Source organism: Variovorax sp. KBS0712, from assembly GCF_006323185.2.
Lineage (GTDB): Bacteria > Pseudomonadota > Gammaproteobacteria > Burkholderiales > Burkholderiaceae_C > Variovorax > Variovorax boronicumulans.
In genome coordinates this window covers 3,600,538-3,617,723 of record NZ_VCCD02000001.1, presented here as the reverse complement: position 1 = coordinate 3,617,723, position 17,186 = coordinate 3,600,538, and the positions used below count along the sequence as shown (strand labels likewise).

At 69.6% G+C, this 17,186-nt stretch carries 15 protein-coding genes; 8 read left to right on the top strand and 7 right to left on the bottom strand.

Annotated features, from left to right (window positions below; all coding sequences use genetic code 11):
* The 4 genes from FFI97_RS16870 to FFI97_RS16855 all read left to right on the top strand — a co-directional run.
* Positions 1-612 (top strand): ABC transporter ATP-binding protein (locus FFI97_RS16870; RefSeq protein WP_144004467.1); only part of this gene is annotated, 612 nt, incomplete at its 5' end.
* Positions 609-1,916 carry an amino acid deaminase gene (locus tag FFI97_RS16865; RefSeq protein ID WP_144004466.1) on the top strand — a complete coding sequence of 436 codons (1,308 nt, stop codon included), beginning with the start codon at positions 609-611 and terminating at the stop codon, positions 1,914-1,916. The genes FFI97_RS16870 and FFI97_RS16865, both read left to right, overlap by 4 nt.
* 11 nt (positions 1,917-1,927) lie before the next feature.
* Positions 1,928-2,845, top strand: coding sequence for a MurR/RpiR family transcriptional regulator (locus FFI97_RS16860; protein ID WP_139700000.1), 918 nt, complete (start codon positions 1,928-1,930; stop codon positions 2,843-2,845).
* A complete protein-coding gene (locus FFI97_RS16855; protein ID WP_139700001.1) occupies positions 2,842-4,311 on the top strand; it encodes an N-acyl-D-amino-acid deacylase family protein in 1,470 nt (489 codons plus the stop codon). The genes FFI97_RS16860 and FFI97_RS16855 overlap by 4 nt, the downstream gene beginning before the upstream one ends.
* 14 nt (positions 4,312-4,325) lie before the next feature.
* Here the strand turns inward: FFI97_RS16855 and FFI97_RS16850 are convergent, their stop codons facing one another.
* The 3 genes from FFI97_RS16850 to FFI97_RS16840 form a co-directional block, all read right to left on the bottom strand.
* A complete protein-coding gene (locus tag FFI97_RS16850; RefSeq protein WP_139700004.1) occupies positions 4,326-5,585 on the bottom strand; it encodes a lactonase family protein in 1,260 nt (419 codons plus the stop codon).
* Between the two features lie 18 nt (positions 5,586-5,603).
* Positions 5,604-7,136 (bottom strand): FAD-dependent oxidoreductase, encoded by a 1,533-nt coding sequence (locus tag FFI97_RS16845; RefSeq protein WP_139700006.1) that lies wholly within the window; start codon positions 7,134-7,136, stop codon positions 5,604-5,606.
* 273 nt (positions 7,137-7,409) lie between these two features.
* Entirely contained in the window at positions 7,410-8,348 is a 939-nt protein-coding gene (locus FFI97_RS16840) for a LysR family transcriptional regulator (RefSeq protein WP_139700008.1), read from the bottom strand.
* 133 nt (positions 8,349-8,481) lie between these two features.
* Here FFI97_RS16840 and FFI97_RS16835 point away from each other — a divergent pair, with 133 nt between their 5' ends.
* Complete coding sequence (locus FFI97_RS16835; RefSeq protein ID WP_139700009.1) at positions 8,482-9,384, top strand: amino acid ABC transporter substrate-binding protein; 903 nt, start codon at positions 8,482-8,484, stop codon at positions 9,382-9,384.
* Between the two features lie 4 nt (positions 9,385-9,388).
* Entirely contained in the window at positions 9,389-10,702 is a 1,314-nt protein-coding gene (locus FFI97_RS16830; RefSeq protein ID WP_139700012.1) for an aminotransferase class V-fold PLP-dependent enzyme, read from the top strand.
* On the opposite strand, the gene FFI97_RS16825 is transcribed toward FFI97_RS16830, so the two are convergent.
* The 4 genes from FFI97_RS16825 to FFI97_RS33780 are packed head-to-tail and all read right to left on the bottom strand — an operon-like array spanning position 10,689 to position 13,053.
* Positions 10,689-11,096 (bottom strand): c-type cytochrome, encoded by a 408-nt coding sequence (locus FFI97_RS16825; RefSeq protein ID WP_185993624.1) that lies wholly within the window; start codon positions 11,094-11,096, stop codon positions 10,689-10,691. The genes FFI97_RS16830 and FFI97_RS16825 overlap by 14 nt on opposite strands.
* The gene (locus FFI97_RS16820) at positions 11,093-11,662 is read right to left on the bottom strand and encodes a ferritin-like domain-containing protein (RefSeq protein ID WP_056578099.1); all 570 of its coding nucleotides are present in this window, start codon (positions 11,660-11,662) and stop codon (positions 11,093-11,095) included. Before FFI97_RS16820 ends, FFI97_RS16825 begins: the two co-directional genes overlap by 4 nt.
* 38 nt (positions 11,663-11,700) lie before the next feature.
* A complete protein-coding gene (locus FFI97_RS16815; protein ID WP_139700014.1) occupies positions 11,701-12,393 on the bottom strand; it encodes an RNA polymerase sigma factor in 693 nt (230 codons plus the stop codon).
* Between the two features lie 57 nt (positions 12,394-12,450).
* A complete protein-coding gene (locus tag FFI97_RS33780; protein WP_260685013.1) occupies positions 12,451-13,053 on the bottom strand; it encodes a DUF6306 domain-containing protein in 603 nt (200 codons plus the stop codon).
* Between the two features lie 103 nt (positions 13,054-13,156).
* Between FFI97_RS33780 and FFI97_RS16805 the strand changes: the two genes are divergently transcribed.
* Positions 13,157-14,035 (top strand): LysR family transcriptional regulator, encoded by an 879-nt coding sequence (locus FFI97_RS16805; protein WP_139700380.1) that lies wholly within the window; start codon positions 13,157-13,159, stop codon positions 14,033-14,035.
* A 123-nt stretch (positions 14,036-14,158) separates the two neighbouring features.
* On the top strand, positions 14,159-17,185 hold the full coding sequence (locus FFI97_RS16800) for a type VI secretion system Vgr family protein (RefSeq protein ID WP_185993623.1): 3,027 nt from the start codon (positions 14,159-14,161) through the stop codon (positions 17,183-17,185).
* Position 17,186 lies beyond the last annotated feature (1 nt).

Genomic DNA, 17,186 nt, shown 5'->3' with positions numbered 1-17,186 from the left:
GCGCGCGACAAGCGCATCGCCGAGCTGCTGGAAACGGTGGGCCTGCGCCCCGAACACGCCAGCCGCTTCCCGCACGAGTTCTCGGGCGGCCAGCGCCAGCGCATCGGCGTGGCGCGCGCGCTGGCCGTGGAGCCCGAGTTCATCGTGGCCGACGAGCCGCTGTCGGCGCTGGACGTGTCGATTCAATCGCAGGTGATCAACCTGCTGGCGGACCTGCGCGAGCGCCTGGGCCTGACCATGCTCTTCATCTCGCACGACCTCGACGTGGTCGAGTATTTGTGCGACCGCGTGGTGGTGCTGTACTTGGGCAAGGTGATGGAAGTCGCCACCACCGAGGAGCTGTTCGCGAACCCCTTGCACCCCTATACCCAGGCGCTGCTGGCCGCGAGCCCGAAGCCTGATCCCGAGATGGCCACCGAGCGCATTGCCCTGAAGGGCGACATTCCCAGCCCGATCTCGCCGCCCTCGGGCTGCGTGTTCCGCACGCGCTGCCCGCATGCCATCGAGGCCTGTGCGCAGACGGTGCCGCCGCTCGAGGAGATTTCCGCAGGACACTACAGCGCCTGCATCCGCAAAGAACTGCTCCCCCACATCGCCGTTGCACGACCATGACCGACATTTCTTCCTCGACACACGATTTCATCGACCCGCTGCTGAGCGACCGCTTCAAGGGCTACCCGCGCACCCAGCCGCCGCGCCTGCGCAGCGAAGTCGGCGCCGCCGGCTGGAACGTGCTGGCCGGCGACCTGCCGCTGCCGCTGGCCGTACTCAAGCGCGAGGCGCTCGAACACAACCTCCAATGGATGCAGGCGCGCGTGCGCGAGTGGGGCATCGACCTGGCGCCGCACGGCAAGACCACCATGTCGCCGCAGCTGTTCCAGCGCCAGCTCGATGCCGGCGCCTGGGGCCTGACCTTTGCCACCGTCACGCAGCTGGCCGTGGGCGTGGCCGCCGGCGCGCGCCGCACGCTGATCGCCAACCAGGTCGTGAGCGACGAAGACCTCGCGGGCATCCAGCTGCTGCTGGCCGACCATGCGGACCTGCGTGTGGTGTTCCTGGTCGATTCGGTCGCGCAACTGGCGCTGATCGAAGACTGGTCGAAGCGCCATCCCGCGAGCGTGCCCTTCGAGGTGATGCTCGAGATCGGCGTGCAGGGTGCGCGCACCGGCTGCCGCACGCACGACGAAGCCATTGCGCTCGCCACCCGGGTGCGCGCCAGCGACGCGGCCAAGCTCGTGGGCATCGAGACCTATGAAGGGCAGGGCGCCACCGGCGAAAGCGGGCCCGACACGGCCTACGCCACCACGCTGATGGACCGCGTCGAAGCCGTGGCCCGCCACTGCGACACGCACCAGCTCTTCGAGACCGACGAGGTGCTGGTCTCGGCCGGCGGCTCGGCCATCTTCGACCTCGTGGCCGGACGCCTGAAGCCCGCGCTGGGTGCGCCCGTGCGCGGCCTGCTGCGTTCGGGCTGCTACGTGACGCACGACCACGGCTTCTACAAGCGCATGGTGAACGTGGTCGACGAACGCCTGGGTTGCGAATGCGGCGAAGGCCTGACGCCGGCGATGGAGGTCTGGGCCAACGTGCAGTCGCGGCCCGAGCCCGGCCTGGCGATCCTGTCGGTCGGCAAGCGCGACATCTCCTTCGACCTGTCGCTGCCCGTGCCGATCGCACGTGCGGCGCGCGGCGCGTTGCAACCCCAGGGCGTGCCCGCCGGCTGGAAGATCACCGCGCTGAACGACCAGCATGCCTACCTGCGCTGGGACGAGAGCGAAGAGGCCGATGCACCCAAGGTCGGCGACCGCGTGGGCCTGGGCATCTCGCACCCCTGCACCACCTTCGACAAGTGGCACTGGATGCCCGTGGTCGAGAACGACTACCGCGTGAGCGACGCTGTCGCCATGCACTTCTGAACAACGCACCGATGACGCCCTCATTGCTCCAGAGAATCGCCGAGGCGCGTGGCGATGCGCCGGCCACGCGGCGCGCGATTCTCGACCTGATCCTCGAAGACCCCGACCGCGCGCTCGAAGAGAGCTTCGAGCAGCTGGCCGAGCGCTCGCGCAGCTCGGTGCCCACCATCATGCGCACCTGCCGCGACCTCGGCTTTGCCGGGCTGCGCGAGTTCAAGCTCGCGCTCGCGCAGGAGCTGGCGCTCGGCGGTTCGCCGCTGCACCGCCGCGTCAACATCGAAGACGCCGCCGACGAAGTGGTCGGAAAGATCGCGCGCAGCGCCGCGGCCTCGGTCTCGGGCGTGCGCGGCCAGCTCGACATGCAGGTGCTCGACGGCGCGGTGCGCGCCATCGCGGCCGCGCCGCACGTCGACCTGTACGGCGCGGGTGCCACCTCGTGGTTCATGGCCAACGACCTGCAGGCGCGGCTGTTCCGCCTCGGCCTCTCGGCCAACGCCTGGGCCGACTACCACCTGCAGCAGGTGGCCGGCGCGGCGCAGCGCCCGGGCGGCGTGGTCATCGCCATCTCGCACGTGGGCGGCATGCCCTCGCTGCTCGACGCGGTCGACATCGCGCGCGGGCAGGGCGCCCAGGTGGTCGCGATCACGCGGCCGGGCACGGCGCTGGCGGCCAAGGCCGACTTTCTCATCGGCCTGTCGGTGCCCGACGACGCCGTGATGCACGTGGGCATCGACGCCTACCTCACGCACCTCACGGTCATCGAGATCCTCACCGTGCTGGTGGCGCAGCGCCGCGGCGAGCCCGCCGTGCAGCGCCTGCAGCGCGCGCGCGAGGCCTTCCAGCGCCACGGCATCGACGCCACCACGCACCCACTGCAAAGCTGGGACGGCGGCGGCATCAACACGAAAAAGGGAGACAGCGAACCATGAGCGACACCCAAGCCGTGCTGCTCGAAGCCGGCCTCGTGGTCGACGGCTCGGGCGGCCCTTCGTGGCCCGGCGACGTGCTGCTGCAGGGCGACCGCATCCTGGCGCTGGGCGACGGTCTGCGCGCGCGCCTGCCTGCAGGGTTGAACATCGCCGACGTCGACGTGATCGATTGCCGCGGCAAGGTGATCGCGCCCGGCTTCATCGACGCCCACACGCATGACGACGCCATCGTGCTGCGCGATCCGCTGTGCCTGCCCAAGGTGTCGCAGGGCATCACGACCGTGGTCACGGGCAACTGCGGCATTTCGCTGGCGCCCTACCGCACGCCGCAGTCGAAGCCGCCGCTCACGCTGCTGGGCGCCGACTCGTTCAAGCACGCGACCATGGCCGAGTACCGCGCCGCGGTCGATGCGGTGCAGCCTGCACTCAACGTGGCGGCGCTGGTGGGCCACACCACGTTGCGCTTCGCAGCAATGCAGGCGCTCGACCGGCCCGCCGATGGCGACGAGCTGGCGCGCATGGAAACGCTGCTCGACGACTGCATGGCCTCGGGCGCGCACGGCATGTCGTCGGGCCTGTTCTACGAAGAGGCATTTGCCGCACCGGCTGAGGAAGTCACCGCGCTCGCGCGCGTCGTGGCGCGGCACGGCGGCGTGTACGCCACGCACCTGCGCAGCGAGATGCAGCAGATCATCGAGGCGCTGCACGAGGCCGGCGACACGGCCTTCAGCGCGGGCGTGCCGCTGGTCATCTCGCACCACAAATGCGCCGGGCCCGCGAACTGGGGCCGCACCAAGGAGACCCTGCCGCTGATCGAGGCGCTGTCGCAGCGCCAGGAGATCGCGATGGACGTCTACCCGTACGTGGCCGGCTCCACCGTGCTGCGCGAAGACCTGGTCGACGGCGTCATCGACGTGCTGCTGACCTGGTCCGACCCGCACCCCGAGATGACCGGGCGCCTGCTCTCCGACATCGCGCGCGAGTGGGGCACCACCGAGCAGGAGGCCTGCCTGCGGCTGAAGCCCGGCGGCGCCTGCTATTTCCAGATGCAGGAAGAAGACGTGGAGCGCGTCATTGCGCACCCGCTCACCATGATCGGCAGCGACGGCCTGCCGCACGACCGCCATCCGCACCCGCGCCTGTGGGGCGCGTTCCCGCGCGTGTTCGCGCGCTACTGGCGCCAGCGCAAGCTCTTCACGCTGGAGCAGGCGGTGCACAAGATGACCGGCATGACGGCGCGCAACCTGCGCATCGCCGATCGCGGCCTGCTGCGCGTCGGCACCATGGCCGACGTGGTGGTGTTCGACCCCGAGACCATCACCGACACCGCCACCTACGACAAGCCGCATGGGGTGAGCGTCGGTGTCGAGCGCGTGTTCGTGAACGGCGTGCTGGCTTACCGCGGCGGCGAGGGCGAGGCGAAGGTGCTGGCCCGCGCGGGGCGGATGCTCACGCGCGGACGCTAGGCGTCAGGCACACATCAGGCAAACACCAGGCAGACGGGCGCAGGCACCTGCGCCACCTGCACCGGCTGGTCCAACTTGCCGCTGGCCGGATCGATGCGCAGGCGCAGGACGGTGTCGCCCTTCTGGCTGAGCGCATAGAGGTGGCTGCCGCCCGGCGCCATCGCCAGCGCACGCGGAAAGCGCAGGCCCTCGCTCCAGTGCTGCAACGGTGTCAGCGCGCCGTTGCTCGGGTCGATGCGGAACGCGGCGATGCTGTCGGCCATCGGGTGGTCCGACTTCAAGCGGCGGTTGCTCGCGTAGAGAAACTGCCCCGACGGATGCATCACCAGCGCCGCCGCGTTCTTCTGGCCGGCGTAGCCCTCGGGCACGGTCGAGACGCGCTGGCGCTGGTCCCCGACCTTGCCGTTCGCCGTGTCGTAGCCGAAGCCGGCAACCGTGGCGTCGAGTTCATTCACCACGTACAGGAAGCGCTGCGACGGATGCAGCGCCAGGTGGCGTGGGCCGCTGCCGGGCGCGACGGCCGTGCGGCCGAGCAGGGCCAGCTGGCCATCGGCGAGCGTGAACGCGTTGATGCGGTCGGTGCCCAGGTCGGTGGCGAGCAGGCGCTGGCCCGTGCCGTCGAACAGCACCATGTGCGGATGTGGCGATTCCTGCCGCTGCGCGTCGGGGCCGGTGCCGGTTTCCTTCTCGATGCCCGAGACCTTGCCCAGCCTGCCGTCCGCCTCGATGGGCAGCACGTTGTAGGCACCGCCGCCGTACAGCGCCACGGCCAGCGCGCGGCCGTCGGGCGACACGGCCAGGTGCGCGGGGACCACGCCCGAGAGCGAGAGCGGCTGGCGGTTGAGCAGCGTCAGGCGCCCGTCGTTCGCATCGATCGCGTAGGCCTCGGCCGTGCCGGTGGGCAGGCCCTGGTAGGTGTCGATCTCGTTGATCGCATAGAGGAAGCGCCGGCTCGGGTGCACCGCGAGGAACGAGGGGTTCGCGCTGGCGACGGTCTGCACCGGCGTCCAGCTGCCGTCCCGGATCGCGAGCACGTAGATGCCCTTCGATGCCGGGCCGCCGGCGGTGCCGCCGGGTGCGTCGCTGGTGTAGGTGCCGACGTAGGCGAAGCGGGGCGCGGGCGCGGTGCTGGCGGTGGTTGCGGCCGCGCCGGTGTCGGGCATCTGTGCGCCGGCGGGGACCATCGGCGTCAGTGCGCCGAGCGCGGAGGCGCCGCCGATCCATTGCATGACGGCGCGGCGGTCCTGGCCGAAGCGGTTGGGGCTGTGTGGCATGGAAATCCTTCCTCTCGTTCAGGGCCGCACCGACATGGCGTGGTGAAAGATGTTGTTCGGGTCGTAGCGCCGCTTCACTTTCCGAAGGAAGGCGTAGAGCCCCTGGTCCCCGTAGTAGAGCTGCGGCCAGAACGGGTGCGCCAGCATGTCGTTGTCCGGGTAGTTGATGTAGCAGCCCTCGTAGCGCTCGCCGGGGTAGGGCGTGCCGGCAAAGCGCTCGGGCACGTCGGGCGTGCCGTACACGTCGCGGTAGAAATCGCCGATCCAGCGCAGGTGGCCCGCATCGTCCGCCGCGCTGCGCCAGTAGGTCTGGTACTGCAGCTTCATGATCGATGCGCGCTGCGGCACGGCGGTGTCGCCGATGTGCTCGGGCTTGTTGATCGCGCCGCCGTAGGAGTCGACCTGCACCAGCGACTGGCTCAGGTCGATGCCGGGCATCGTGCGCGTGAGGTGCGTGTAGATGCGCTGCGCCTCGCGCGCGGTGAAGCTGCGCTTCATGTAGGCCGACTTGTACTTGCCGCGCTGGTTCTCGCCCGAGCCGTTGAGGTACTGCGTGGCCGTGAGCCAGTCGTAGCGCGTCACGGTGTGCGGCTTGGAACACAGCAGCTGCCCCGTGTCTTGCCGCGGCGCCGGGCCCACGCCAGGTGCGCGGCCCTTCAGCGGTACGGGCGTGCAGGCACGGAAACGGTCGAGGAAATCGTGGAGCACCGTGAGGTCGTTGCAGGTGCCGTCGGGATTGCAGAACTGCGTGAGCATCACGATCTGGCCCGACGAGCGGTGCGTGAGCTTGAGCAGCGAGAACATGCCCCAGGTGTCGGGCGAGGTGCCGCGCGTGGCCCAGTAGTCGCCGTAGATGGCGAGCAGCTGGGCGAAGCGCGCGGGCGTCATGCTGGCCCAGTCGAACGCGACCACCGCGAGCGCCACCTCGCGCGGCGCGGTCGGCAGGGCGTCGAACACATAGCTGGTGATCGCGCCGAAGTTGCCGCCGCCCGCGCCGCGGCAGGCACGGAACAGCTCCGGGTCGCGCGTCGCGTCCACGGTGCGCGGCACGACCTTGCCGCGTGCATCGACCGTGAGGATGTCCACCGCCGAAAGCCAGTCGACCGTGAGGCCCTGCAGGCGCGAGAGCAGCCCGTAGCCACCGCCGCAGATGTGCCCGCCCGCACCCACCGAATAGCAGGAGCCGCCGGGCAGCGTGACGTTGTGCTGCTTGTACAGCTCGAGGTAGCCGTTCCAGTTCTGCGTGCCGGGTGCGACGCGGTAGCGGCCGTCGCCCTTGCGCTCGGCACTGGCCTGCGTGAGCAGGCTCAGGTCGAGGATCGCGCCGCCGGGGTTGTTGGAGACGAAGTCTTCATAGCAGTGCCCGCCGCTGCGCACCGTGGGCCGCCGGCCCGCATCGACGATGCGCTGCAGCGCGGCGGCGGCATCGTCCGCGCTCTCCACCAGCTCGATGCGCGATGCCGCATCCGAATCAACGGAAGGCCATCGCAGGTTGAAGCCTTTCTTCAGGGTGTTGTAGCGCGGATCCTGGCGTGTCACGGTGATGGTCATGGGCACTTTCTGAAGGACGCCGTGCGACGGCGGTAAGACGAAAGAAGGATGCGAAACCTGGGGCGTGTCTTACGCGCGGGTATTCATTTGCAAGGCCGGCCGGAAATGGAAGCGTTATGTCTTATCTCCAGCGGGTCGTGCTGAATGCTGCGCGATGGCGCTCATCTTGCCGTCAATTTCGAGCGCGTCGCACCCCCTCGAAAGCATGTGGGTTTCGCGTCACGAACACCGCGTTCGATGCGCAGCAAGGGCGCGCAGACAGCGCCTGCGATCTCAGCGTGCGCCTGCCGCGGCTTCGTCTTCCGGCTGCGCCTGGAACATGCGCGTGAAGTCGCAGCACGCCTGCGCCAGCATCACGATCGACGACGTCAGCGCGCTGCGGTGCTCGCCCTTGTGCATGGCCACGTAGCGCACCACGGGCAGCGCGGGCGTCACGTCGAGCACCTCGAGCATGCCGGCGTCGACCAGCGGCGCGAGGCATTCGCGCGGCAGGTAGCTCACGCCCAGGCCCGACACGGTGAGGCCCGTGAGCGCCACGAGGTTGCTCACCACGATCGCGTTGGCGGGCTGCACGCCCTGGTCCTTCATCCAGGCGTCGTAGGCGCGGCCGGTGCCCGAGTTGTTGCCCTGCACCAGCATGCGATGGCGCGCCAGGTCGTGCAGGCGCACGGTGCCGGTGGCCGCGGTCGAGGGAACCACGCCGGGCTTGCACATCCACGCGCTCTTCACGCGGCCGATGACCTTGCTCTGCATGCGCGAGTCGGCGAAGGTGTGGGGCACGATGACCACGTCGAGTTCGTCGGCCAGGAGCTTGTCGCGCAGCTGCAGGCTGTCGTCCACGTCGGGTTCGAGGATCACCTTGGGGTAGTGCTGCTGGATCAGGCCGACCAGGCGCGGCAGCCACGTCATGGCGGTGAGTTCGGTCACGCCCAGGCGGATGCGCCGCTCCACCACGCCGGGCTTGCCGAACTGCTCGACCGCAGCATCGCGCTGGTCGAGCAGCTTCCTGGCGAGCACGAACATCTCCTCGCCTTTGTCGGTGAGGCGCGCCGTGCGCTGGCTGCGGTCGAAGAGTTCGGTGTCGAACAGCTGCTCCAGCTCGTGCACGCGCTTGGAGATGGCCGACTGCGAGGTGTGCAGCTGGTTGGCCGCCTGCGCGAAGCCGCCCAGCCGGGCGATCCAGTACAGGGCTTCGAGTTGCTTGAAGGTCATCACGGCGGGCGGCTCCAGAAAGAAAGAACGCTTTTCTTCATGCGATTCGATCACAAAAAATCGCTTTTAGAAATTCATCGGGACGCAGAAGATGCGCGCCAGGCCACCGTCATTGCAACCCAAGGAACACACCATGGACTTCAAACTGCCTCTCGCACCTTTCGCATTGGCACTCGCCCTCGTCTTCGCCTGCGGCGCCGCCAGCGCGCAGGACGCCGGCACGCTGCGCAAGATCAAGGAAAGCGGCACGATCCAGATCGGCGCGCGCGACAGCCAGATCCCGTTCTCGTACAAGCTCAGCGCCGACAGCGCGCCCATCGGCTTCACCAACGACATCTGCCTGAAGATCGTCGACGCCGTGAAGGCCAAGCTGGGCCTGCCGAAGATCGAGGTGCGCTACACCATGCTCAACTCGACCAACCGCATTCCGCTGCTGCAGAACGGCACCGTGGACCTGGACTGCGCGACCACCACCAACACCACGCAGCGCCAGGCGCAGGTCGACTTCGCACCGAGCCACTTCGTCACCAACATCACGGCCGCCGTGAAGAAGAGCTCGGGCATCAACGCGCTGCCCGACCTCAACGGAAAGAACGTGGCCACCGTCTCGGGAAGCACCTCGATCCAGCTGCTGCGCGGCGCGCGCAAGAGCGGCACCATCGAGGTGAACGAGATCGCGGGCAAGGACACCTCCGACGGTTTCCTGCTGCTGTCCACGGGCCGCGCCGATGCCTACGTGCTCGACGACGTGCAACTGGCCGGCATGATCGCCAGCGCCACCAACCCGGGCGACTACAAGATCCTCAAGGAGTCGCTGCGCCAGGAGCCCTACGGCATCATGCTGCGCAAGGACGACCCCGAGTTCAAAGCGCTGGTCGACGAGACGGTCAACGGCCTCATGAAGTCGGGCGCCATCGAGCAGCTGTACACCAAGTGGTTCCTCTCGCCGATCCCGCCGCGCAACGCGAACCTCAACTTCCCGATGACGGACGCGGTGCGCGAGATCTACAAGAACCCCAACAACAAGGGCGTCTGACACCATGGCAGCCACACGTGCGGACCTGCCTCGAGGCGAGCTCCTTTCCGATGCGCTGATGCGCCAGGTGCGCGAGCGCTTCCTAGGCATCGAACGCGACCACCACGGCCGCGAGCGCTTGTACTTCGACAACGCCGGCGGCTCGTTCCGGCTGAAGGCCGCGGTCGAGCGCTTCGCGCAGGTCGACGCCATTCCCGACAATGCCGAGCGCATCCACGCCACCGCCGTCGAGCTGCAGGCCATGCAGGCGCGCGGCGCCGACGACCTGCGCACCATCCTCAACGCCACGGGCGGCAGCGTGTACCCCTCGCTCACCGCCTCGGGCGCGATGTTCGACATGGTGCGCGCGGTGGCCGAGAACGTGCCGGGCACGAACATGGTCACGACCGCGCTCGAGCACCCCTCGGCCTTCGACGCCATGCGCCTGTATGCCGAACGCCTCGGGCGCGAACTGCGGGTGGCGAAGAGCAACCCCGTCACCGGCGGCGTCGACGTGGACGCCATCGTGAGGCTGGTCGACGAGAACACCTGTGTGCTCAACGTGATCCATGCGTCGAACATCTCGGGCGCCAAGCTCGACATGGCGGCCATCGTGCGACGCGCGCGCGAGATCAAGCCCGACCTGTACATCCTCGTCGATGCCGTGCAGCACGCGCCGCACGGCGTCATCGACCTGCAGCAGACGCCGGTGGACGGCATCAACCTCGCGCCCTACAAGTTCTTCGGCTGCCGCGGCTCGGGCTTCTCGTGGATGTCGGAGCGCGCGGCCGCGCTGCCGCATCACAAGCTGGCCGGCAAGAAGCCCGGCCACTGGGAGCTGGGCAGCTCGGCGCCGTGGCAGTTCGCGGTGCTCACCGAAATCGTCGACTACGTGGGCTGGCTCGGTGGCCACTTCACCGACGCCACCGATCGCCGCGCCCGCTTCGTGGCGGGCATCGAGCGCATCGAGCTGCACGAGCGCGCGCTGCTGGCGACGCTGCTCGACGGTACCGCGCGGACGCCGGGCCTGCGCGCGCTCGACGGCGTGCAGGTGTTCCTCGACCACGAAGACTTGACGCAGCGCGACCTGATCCTGGGCATCGGCTTCGAGGGGCTCGACTGCACGCAGGCCGTGGTGGAGTACGGCCAGCGTGGCGTGACGGTGTACGAGCGCGTGGCCAGCAGCATCTACTCGAAGCGGATGCTCGAATCCTTCGGGCTCGAAGGCACCGTGCGCGTGTCGCCGCTGCACTGCCACACGGTGGGCGAGATGGAAGCTTTCCTGCGCGTGACGCGTGAGATCGCAGGCGCTTTCACACCCGCGGTCAGCGCGGCGTAGGCCGCGCCAGCGCCGCGCAGGCCGGCGTGTCGTTCGCCTGCCGCAGGTAGGCGAGCAGGTCGGCGCGGTCGTGTGGATCGGGCACGCCGTCGTAGGTCATGCTGCTGCCCGGCACCATCGCGAGCGGGGCGCTGAGGAAGCGGTCGAGCGTCTTGTCGTTCCACACGATGCGCGACTTCTTCATCGCCTCCGAGTACGCGAAGCCCGGCACGCTGCCGGCGAGCCGGCCGAACAGGCCGCAGTGGCGCGGCCCGACCCGGTCGGCGGCCAGCGCGTGGCAGGCTTGGCAGCGCGCGTAGACCTGTTCGCCGCGCACCGCATCGGGCGTTGCGGCAGCCGCACAGGCCCATGCGGCCAGCAGGCTCGCAGCGAGCCCGCGCGCCGCACGGCTCACGACACGAACGCCGAAGGCACCGGCGCCTCGCCGAGCGCCTGGCGCAGCACGGCCCAGTGCATCGCCTCGTCGCCGAGGATGCTGGCCGCGGCCTTCGACAGCTCGCGGTTGCCGAACAGCGGCACCGCGCCCAGGTAGGCGCTCACGGCGCCTTGTTCAAGCTTCGCGGCGAAGCGCAGCACGTCGGCCTGCGACTTGAGCTGTTCCACCGGGAAGTCGTAGCGCGCCTTGGCCGCGACGGCCTTGCCGCCGAGCTTCGCGATGGTCTTGGCCAGCAGGTCGGCATGCTCCTTGTGGTGGCCCTGGAAGGTCACGGCGAGGTCGAGCACGGGCTTCTCGAGCAGCTTGCTTTCCGCACCGAGCTGGTAGGCCGCGATGGCCTCGAGCTCGGCGCCGAGCGCGGTGTTGAGGATCTGCACGTCGTTGCCGGTGGCGCCGCCGCTCTTCGCGGCGAGCGCGTCGCGCCCCGCCAGCAGCGCCACGGCGGCGCCCGACAGCATCAGGCCGGAGCGGCCGAGAAAGGCGCGCCGCGCGGCGGCCGGGGTGGGCATCAGGAAAAAGGACATGGCGAGGTCTCCTCGGGGGTGGTGGTTGTGGGAAAGCATCAGGGCAGCGCCGCCAGCACACGCGCCACGATGCGGTCGCAGCGCGCGCCGTCGAACGCGAAGGCGTCGCCCGTCGCCAGGTCGAGGTCGCGCGACAGGCTGTCGCGCAACAGGCTGCGGGCGCGGAAGAAACGCAGCCGCACCGTGGCCTCGGGCAGTTGCAGCGCCTCGGCGGTTTCGCCGACGCTGAGTTCCTGCACCGCGCGCAGCACGAACACGGTGCGGTAGGCGTCGGGCAGCCGGTCGATGCGGCGCTCCATGAGTCGGCGAAGGTCTTCCCGCATGGCGAGGCGCTCCGGTTGGCGGTCGGGGTCGTCGGCGAGTTGGGTGTCGGGGGCGTCGTCGTCCTCCGAAGCCACGCCGCCGTCGAGCGGAATCACCTGCGCGCCGCGGCGGCGCAGGCGGCCCAGCGCCTCGTTGATGACGATGCGCACCAGCCAGGTCGAGAGCTTTGCTTCGTCGCGGAAGCCGCCGATGGCGCGCCAGGCCCGCAGGTAGGCGTCCTGCAGCGCGTCTTCGGTGTCGGCGTCGCTGTGCAGGATGCTGCGCGCGGTGCGAAACAGCAGCTGGTTGTGGCGCCGCATGATGCGCGCGAAGGCCTGCGTGTCGCCCTGCGCGGCGCGTGCGGCCAGTTCGGCGTCGGACGCCTTCGCGTCGGCATCGGCAGTCAGGGGCAGGGCGGTGGGCGGCATGCGGTGAGTTCCTTCTGCCCATTGGATGGCGCATCCCCGCGCCGTGTTGCAACTTTCTCAGGCGCCTTCCTGCGGCCCGTGCGGCGCCTGTTGCGCGCTCACGCGCGCGATGTTCTTCTGGTGCGACACCAGCATGGCCGTCAGCTCGCCGTGGATGTGCGCGTCGCCGATCTGCGGCAGCAGCGCCTGCAGCTTGCGCACCACCCAGCCCTGGCCGCGGTTGAGCAGCGCCAGGCGCCCGCCCAGTTCCGGCACCGCCATCGCGCGCTCGTAGAAGGCGCCGGTGCGCGTGCTGGGCGTGGCGGCCAGCGACTGGATCGCATCGATCAGCACGCCGCACCAGCGCACCTCGTCGCGGTGGATGTCGGTCACCAGGCGCTGCAGCGCGGGGTCGTCGGTCTCGGCGGCGCTGCGCAGCGTGATGCGCGCACCGGCGCGCTCGGCTTCGAGCAGTTCGTTCAGCGCGGCCAGCAGGTCGTCGCGGTCGCCGGCTTCGCGGTAGGCCGCGTCCAGCTCGTCGGCGTAGCAGACCGGCGAGGACACCTGCACCCGCTCGGGAAAGCGCAGCCCCTGTGCGCGCAGCGCGGCGGGCGTGTTGGCGAAGGGCGCAGCGGCATCGTCGGGCGGGGCGGCGTGGGGCATGGGCGGCAGGGGACGCATGGGGCGGGGCTCCTGAAGTCGTGCGCTCATGGTGAACCGATGCATCTCCCCAAGCCAATGAATGTTCATTGCAAATGAGTGCAAAAAAACTAATATGAATCCGATGGACATCGGCCTCGCCCGCACCTTTCTCGAAGTCGCGGCCACCGGCAGCTTCGTGGCCGCGGCCGAGCGGCTGCACCTGACGCAGACCGCCGTCAGCGCGCGCATCCGCCTGCTCGAAGACCAGCTCGGGCGGCGCCTGTTCGTGCGCAACAAGGCCGGCGCGCGGCTCACCGCGTCGGGCGAGCGCTTCGTGGCCCACGCGACGACGCTGGTGCAGGTGTGGGAGCGCGCACGCCAGCATGTCGCGCTGCCGCCGGGGATCGAAGAAGGCGTGAGCGTGGGCAGCGAGCCCAGCCTGTGGCATCCGCTGCTGGCCGACTGGCTGATCTGGATGCACCGCGTCTGCCCCGAGATCGCGCTGCGCGCCGAGGTCGACAGCGCGCAGCGCCTGCTCGACGCCGTGCAGGGCGGCGCGCTCGACCTGGCCGTGCTCTACAACCCGCCGCAGCGCCCCGGCCTCGTGGCCGAGCTGCTGGCCGAGGAGCGGCTGGTGATGGTCACCACCGACCCCGAAGGCCGGCTCGACCGCACGCGCTACGTGTCGGTCGACTGGGGCCCGGCCTTTGCGGCCAACCACGAGGCGGCGTTTCCGGAGCTGGCCCATGCGCCGGTGTCGATCTCGCTCGGGCCGCTGGCGCTCACCTACCTGCTTGCCGTGGGCGGTGCGGGCTACTTCCGCATCGGCGTCGCGCGGCCCTTCCTGGCCGACGGCCGGCTGCGGCTGGTGGAGGGCGCGCCCGAGTTCTCGCATTCGGCGCACGCCGTGTATGCGCCGCAGCGCGAGAACGAGACGCTGGCGCGCGTGCGCGCCGGGCTGCGGTTGGTCGCAGCGGCGGAAGAGGGGCGTCAGGGCGGCGGCGTGCATTCGGTGGCTTGAGGCGCCGTCCTGCATCGCCGGGTGCTACTTTCAGGTACTTACGCTCGGGCCACCGGGACTCCGACAATCGGACGCATGCCACCCCGCGCAACGCGGGGAAGAAAAATAAGTTCGGGGAGTTTCATGTCCAACCACGGCAGCGTGCCCTTGCGCATGCGTTCGTCGTCACCATCCGCTGACCGCAGTGCCCTGTGGGCCGAGCTGAGCCAGACCGCTCGGCTGTACCGCCTCGAAGCGCCAAGCGCTGCTTCATCGTCTTCGTCCGCCGCGCGCGAGAGCATCGATGCCTTGCGCGTGGAAGGCTGGGTGCAGCGCGAGGCGGTGTCACAGCTGTTCGAGCTGCGCATCGTGTGCCTGAGCTTGCGCGCGGACCTGGCTCTGAGTTCGCTGATCGACCAGCCGCTGACGCTGGTTACGGTGCTGGCCAATGGCTCGCTCGCAAAGCGCACCGGATTGATCCGCGCCGTCGAGTCGCTCGGCTCCGATGGCGGCTTGGCCCGCTACCGCCTCACGCTCGTACCCTGGCTCTGGCTGGCCACCCAGCAAGGCCGAAGCCAGGTCTTCCAGCAGCGCAGCATCGCAGACATCATCGAACGCGTGATGGCGCCGTATGCCGAAGCGGGCAGCTGGGCCTTCTCCTCCGAAGTGAACAGCTTCCTCGCCGACGCCCCCGTTCGCACCTACTGCACCCAGTACCGCGAGAGCGACTACGACTTCTTCTCGCGCCTGCTGGCCGAAGAAGGCCTGGCCTGGCGCACCGAGGAAGACGCCCAGGCCCCGACCGGCCACAAGCTCGTCATCTTCTCGTCCAATGACACCCAGCCCGCCGATGCGGGCTCGCCCGTTCGCTTTCACCGCAAGAGCTCGCAGGAACGCAGCGACGCCGTGCAGGCGCTGGTGCGGCGCATGCGCCAGTCGGTGGCCCAGGTGCACCTGAGCGCCTGGAACGTCGACGGCAAGCGCCAGCTCACAGGCAGCGCTCCGGCGCGCTTTCCGGTCGGCGGCAAGAACGCCCCGCGGCTGGAGTACGACGACGTGCTCGGCCTGAACGACCGCAGCCGCGGCTGGGACACCAACCGCACCGTCGAGCGCTACGCCGCATTGATGATGGAAGCGGCCGAATGCCGCGCTGACCTGATGCTGGGCCACAGCACCGTGCGCACCTTGCGCGCGGGCACGCGCCTCGAGATCGACGACGCGCCCGCGCTGGGCTTGCAGGCCAAGCCTGCGCTGCTGCTGGACACCGTCGAGCATGTGGGCATCAACAACCTGCCCAAGGACACAGCGGCGTCGATTGCGGCGCAGCTGGGTGCGCTGACGGAACACCTCGTGTTCGACCAGCCCTGCGCCCCCGTGACGGCCGAGGTCGATGTGTTCGGTCTGGTGTCTACCGCAACGGGCACGAACAACGACAACACCATCTACCCGCAGCCCCAGAGCCTGGCCACCGCACAGGCCCAGGGCTACGCCAACAGCTTCTCAGGCGTGCACGCCCCACGCCCCTGGCGCCCCGCACTGGCCGCGGCCGACGGTGCCCGCCTGCACGCCAGGCCCACAGCCAGCGGCGTGCACAGCGCCATCGTGGTCGGCCCTTCGGGCGAGACCTCGCCCAACGGCGCCGACGAGCTGTACTGCAACGACCGCGGCGACGTGCGCGTGCGCTTCCACTGGCAGAACGGATCGAGCGAGAACGGCGGTAGCGGCGACAGTGCCCAGGACAACCGCAGCACCCGCTGGATCCGCGTGGCCCAGCGCCAGGCCGGCCCCGGCATGGGCTGGCAGTGGCTGCCGCGCATCGGGCAGGAAGTGCTGGTCAAGTTCGTCGACCTCGATGTGGACCAGCCTGTCATCGTCGGCGCGCTGTACAACGGCCGCGGCGATGGCGGCATCGCCCCCACGCCCGGCGGCGCATCGCGAGCCGGTGAAACCAATGAAGATGTCTTTGCCCAAGCGGGTAACGCCTCGCCCAGCGCCCAGGCCAACCTCGCAGCCGGCCATGCCCCGCCCTGGCACGGCGCCAGCGCCGACGACAAGGGCCACCGCAACGCCACGGCCCTGAGCGGCTTCAAGACCAAGGAGTTCGGCGGCGAAGGCTTCAGCCAATTGGTGTTCGACGATTCGAACCAGCAGCTGCGCGTGCAGTTGCATGCGAGCACCGCCCACAGCCAGCTGAACCTGGGCCACCTGATCCACCAGGCCGACAACTTCCGCGGCAGCTTCCGCGGCCAGGGCCTGGAGCTGCGCACCGACGGCTATGCCGCCCTGCGCGGCGGCAAGGGCGTCTTGCTGAGCACCTACCACGGCGCAGGCGGCCAGAAGCTGGAGCCCGTGGGCGACTTCGCCGCCGGCATGGCGCTGCTCAAGCAGGTGCAGCAGCTGGGCCAGGCCCTGAGCGATGCGGCCAGGACCCACGAGACCGTGCAGCTGGCCGGGCACATCGGGGCCGGCAAGGCCAACGCATCGCAACTCGACAAGGAGCGCGCCCCGTACGCAGCGATGGAACGGACCGCCAGCGGCATGGTGACGGCCGATGCGCTCGATGCCGCCTATGCGGACGCCGCAGACAAGGCCATCGCCACGGGCGAAAGCAAGGTGCCCCACACCAGCGACGCCGTGATCGCGCTGGCCGCACGCGGCGGGCTGGCGATGGTGGCAGGCCAGCAGCTGCAGGTCGTCAGCGGCGAGACCGCCACGCTGGCCAGCGGCGGCGACATCAACCTGGCACTGGCCGACGTGCTGCGCGTGCACAGCGGCCAGGCCATCGGGGTGCTGGCCGGGGCGCAGAAGGCCGATGCAGAAAAAGGCCTGTCGGTCATCGCGGGCAACGACGACCTGGACTTCCAGGCGCAGCACGACGAGTTGCGCGTGCAGGCCAAGGAGGCCCTGAAGATCGCCAGCACCGACCAGACGGTGGAGTTCGCGGCCAAGAAGAAGATCCGCATCGCGACGGCGCAGGGCGCGTCGATCACGCTGCAGGATGGGGACATCACTTTCGAGTGTCCGGGGAAGATCACTTATCACTCGGTGCAGCGGAAGTTGGCCGGGCCGGTGCAGAAGAGCTACCCGCTGCCGGCATTCCCCAAGAGCATCTGCGTGGCGTGCCTCCTGAAGTCGCTCAAGTCGGCGCCGGCCTTCACCCAGGTGGAGTAAC

Coding starts and splice junctions, on each gene's coding strand:
- FFI97_RS33780 (WP_260685013.1), bottom strand. CDS start 13,053: ATGCGTCCCCTGCCGCCCATGCCCCACGCCGCCCCGCCCGACGATGCC.
- FFI97_RS16855 (WP_139700001.1), top strand. CDS start 2,842: ATGAGCGACACCCAAGCCGTGCTGCTCGAAGCCGGCCTCGTGGTCGAC.
- FFI97_RS16805 (WP_139700380.1), top strand. CDS start 13,157: ATGGACATCGGCCTCGCCCGCACCTTTCTCGAAGTCGCGGCCACCGGC.
- FFI97_RS16815 (WP_139700014.1), bottom strand. CDS start 12,393: ATGCCGCCCACCGCCCTGCCCCTGACTGCCGATGCCGACGCGAAGGCG.
- FFI97_RS16840 (WP_139700008.1), bottom strand. CDS start 8,348: ATGACCTTCAAGCAACTCGAAGCCCTGTACTGGATCGCCCGGCTGGGC.
- FFI97_RS16865 (WP_144004466.1), top strand. CDS start 609: ATGACCGACATTTCTTCCTCGACACACGATTTCATCGACCCGCTGCTG.
- FFI97_RS16830 (WP_139700012.1), top strand. CDS start 9,389: ATGGCAGCCACACGTGCGGACCTGCCTCGAGGCGAGCTCCTTTCCGAT.
- FFI97_RS16800 (WP_185993623.1), top strand. CDS start 14,159: ATGTCCAACCACGGCAGCGTGCCCTTGCGCATGCGTTCGTCGTCACCA.
- FFI97_RS16835 (WP_139700009.1), top strand. CDS start 8,482: ATGGACTTCAAACTGCCTCTCGCACCTTTCGCATTGGCACTCGCCCTC.
- FFI97_RS16820 (WP_056578099.1), bottom strand. CDS start 11,662: ATGTCCTTTTTCCTGATGCCCACCCCGGCCGCCGCGCGGCGCGCCTTT.
- FFI97_RS16845 (WP_139700006.1), bottom strand. CDS start 7,136: ATGACCATCACCGTGACACGCCAGGATCCGCGCTACAACACCCTGAAG.
- FFI97_RS16860 (WP_139700000.1), top strand. CDS start 1,928: ATGACGCCCTCATTGCTCCAGAGAATCGCCGAGGCGCGTGGCGATGCG.
- FFI97_RS16850 (WP_139700004.1), bottom strand. CDS start 5,585: ATGCCACACAGCCCCAACCGCTTCGGCCAGGACCGCCGCGCCGTCATG.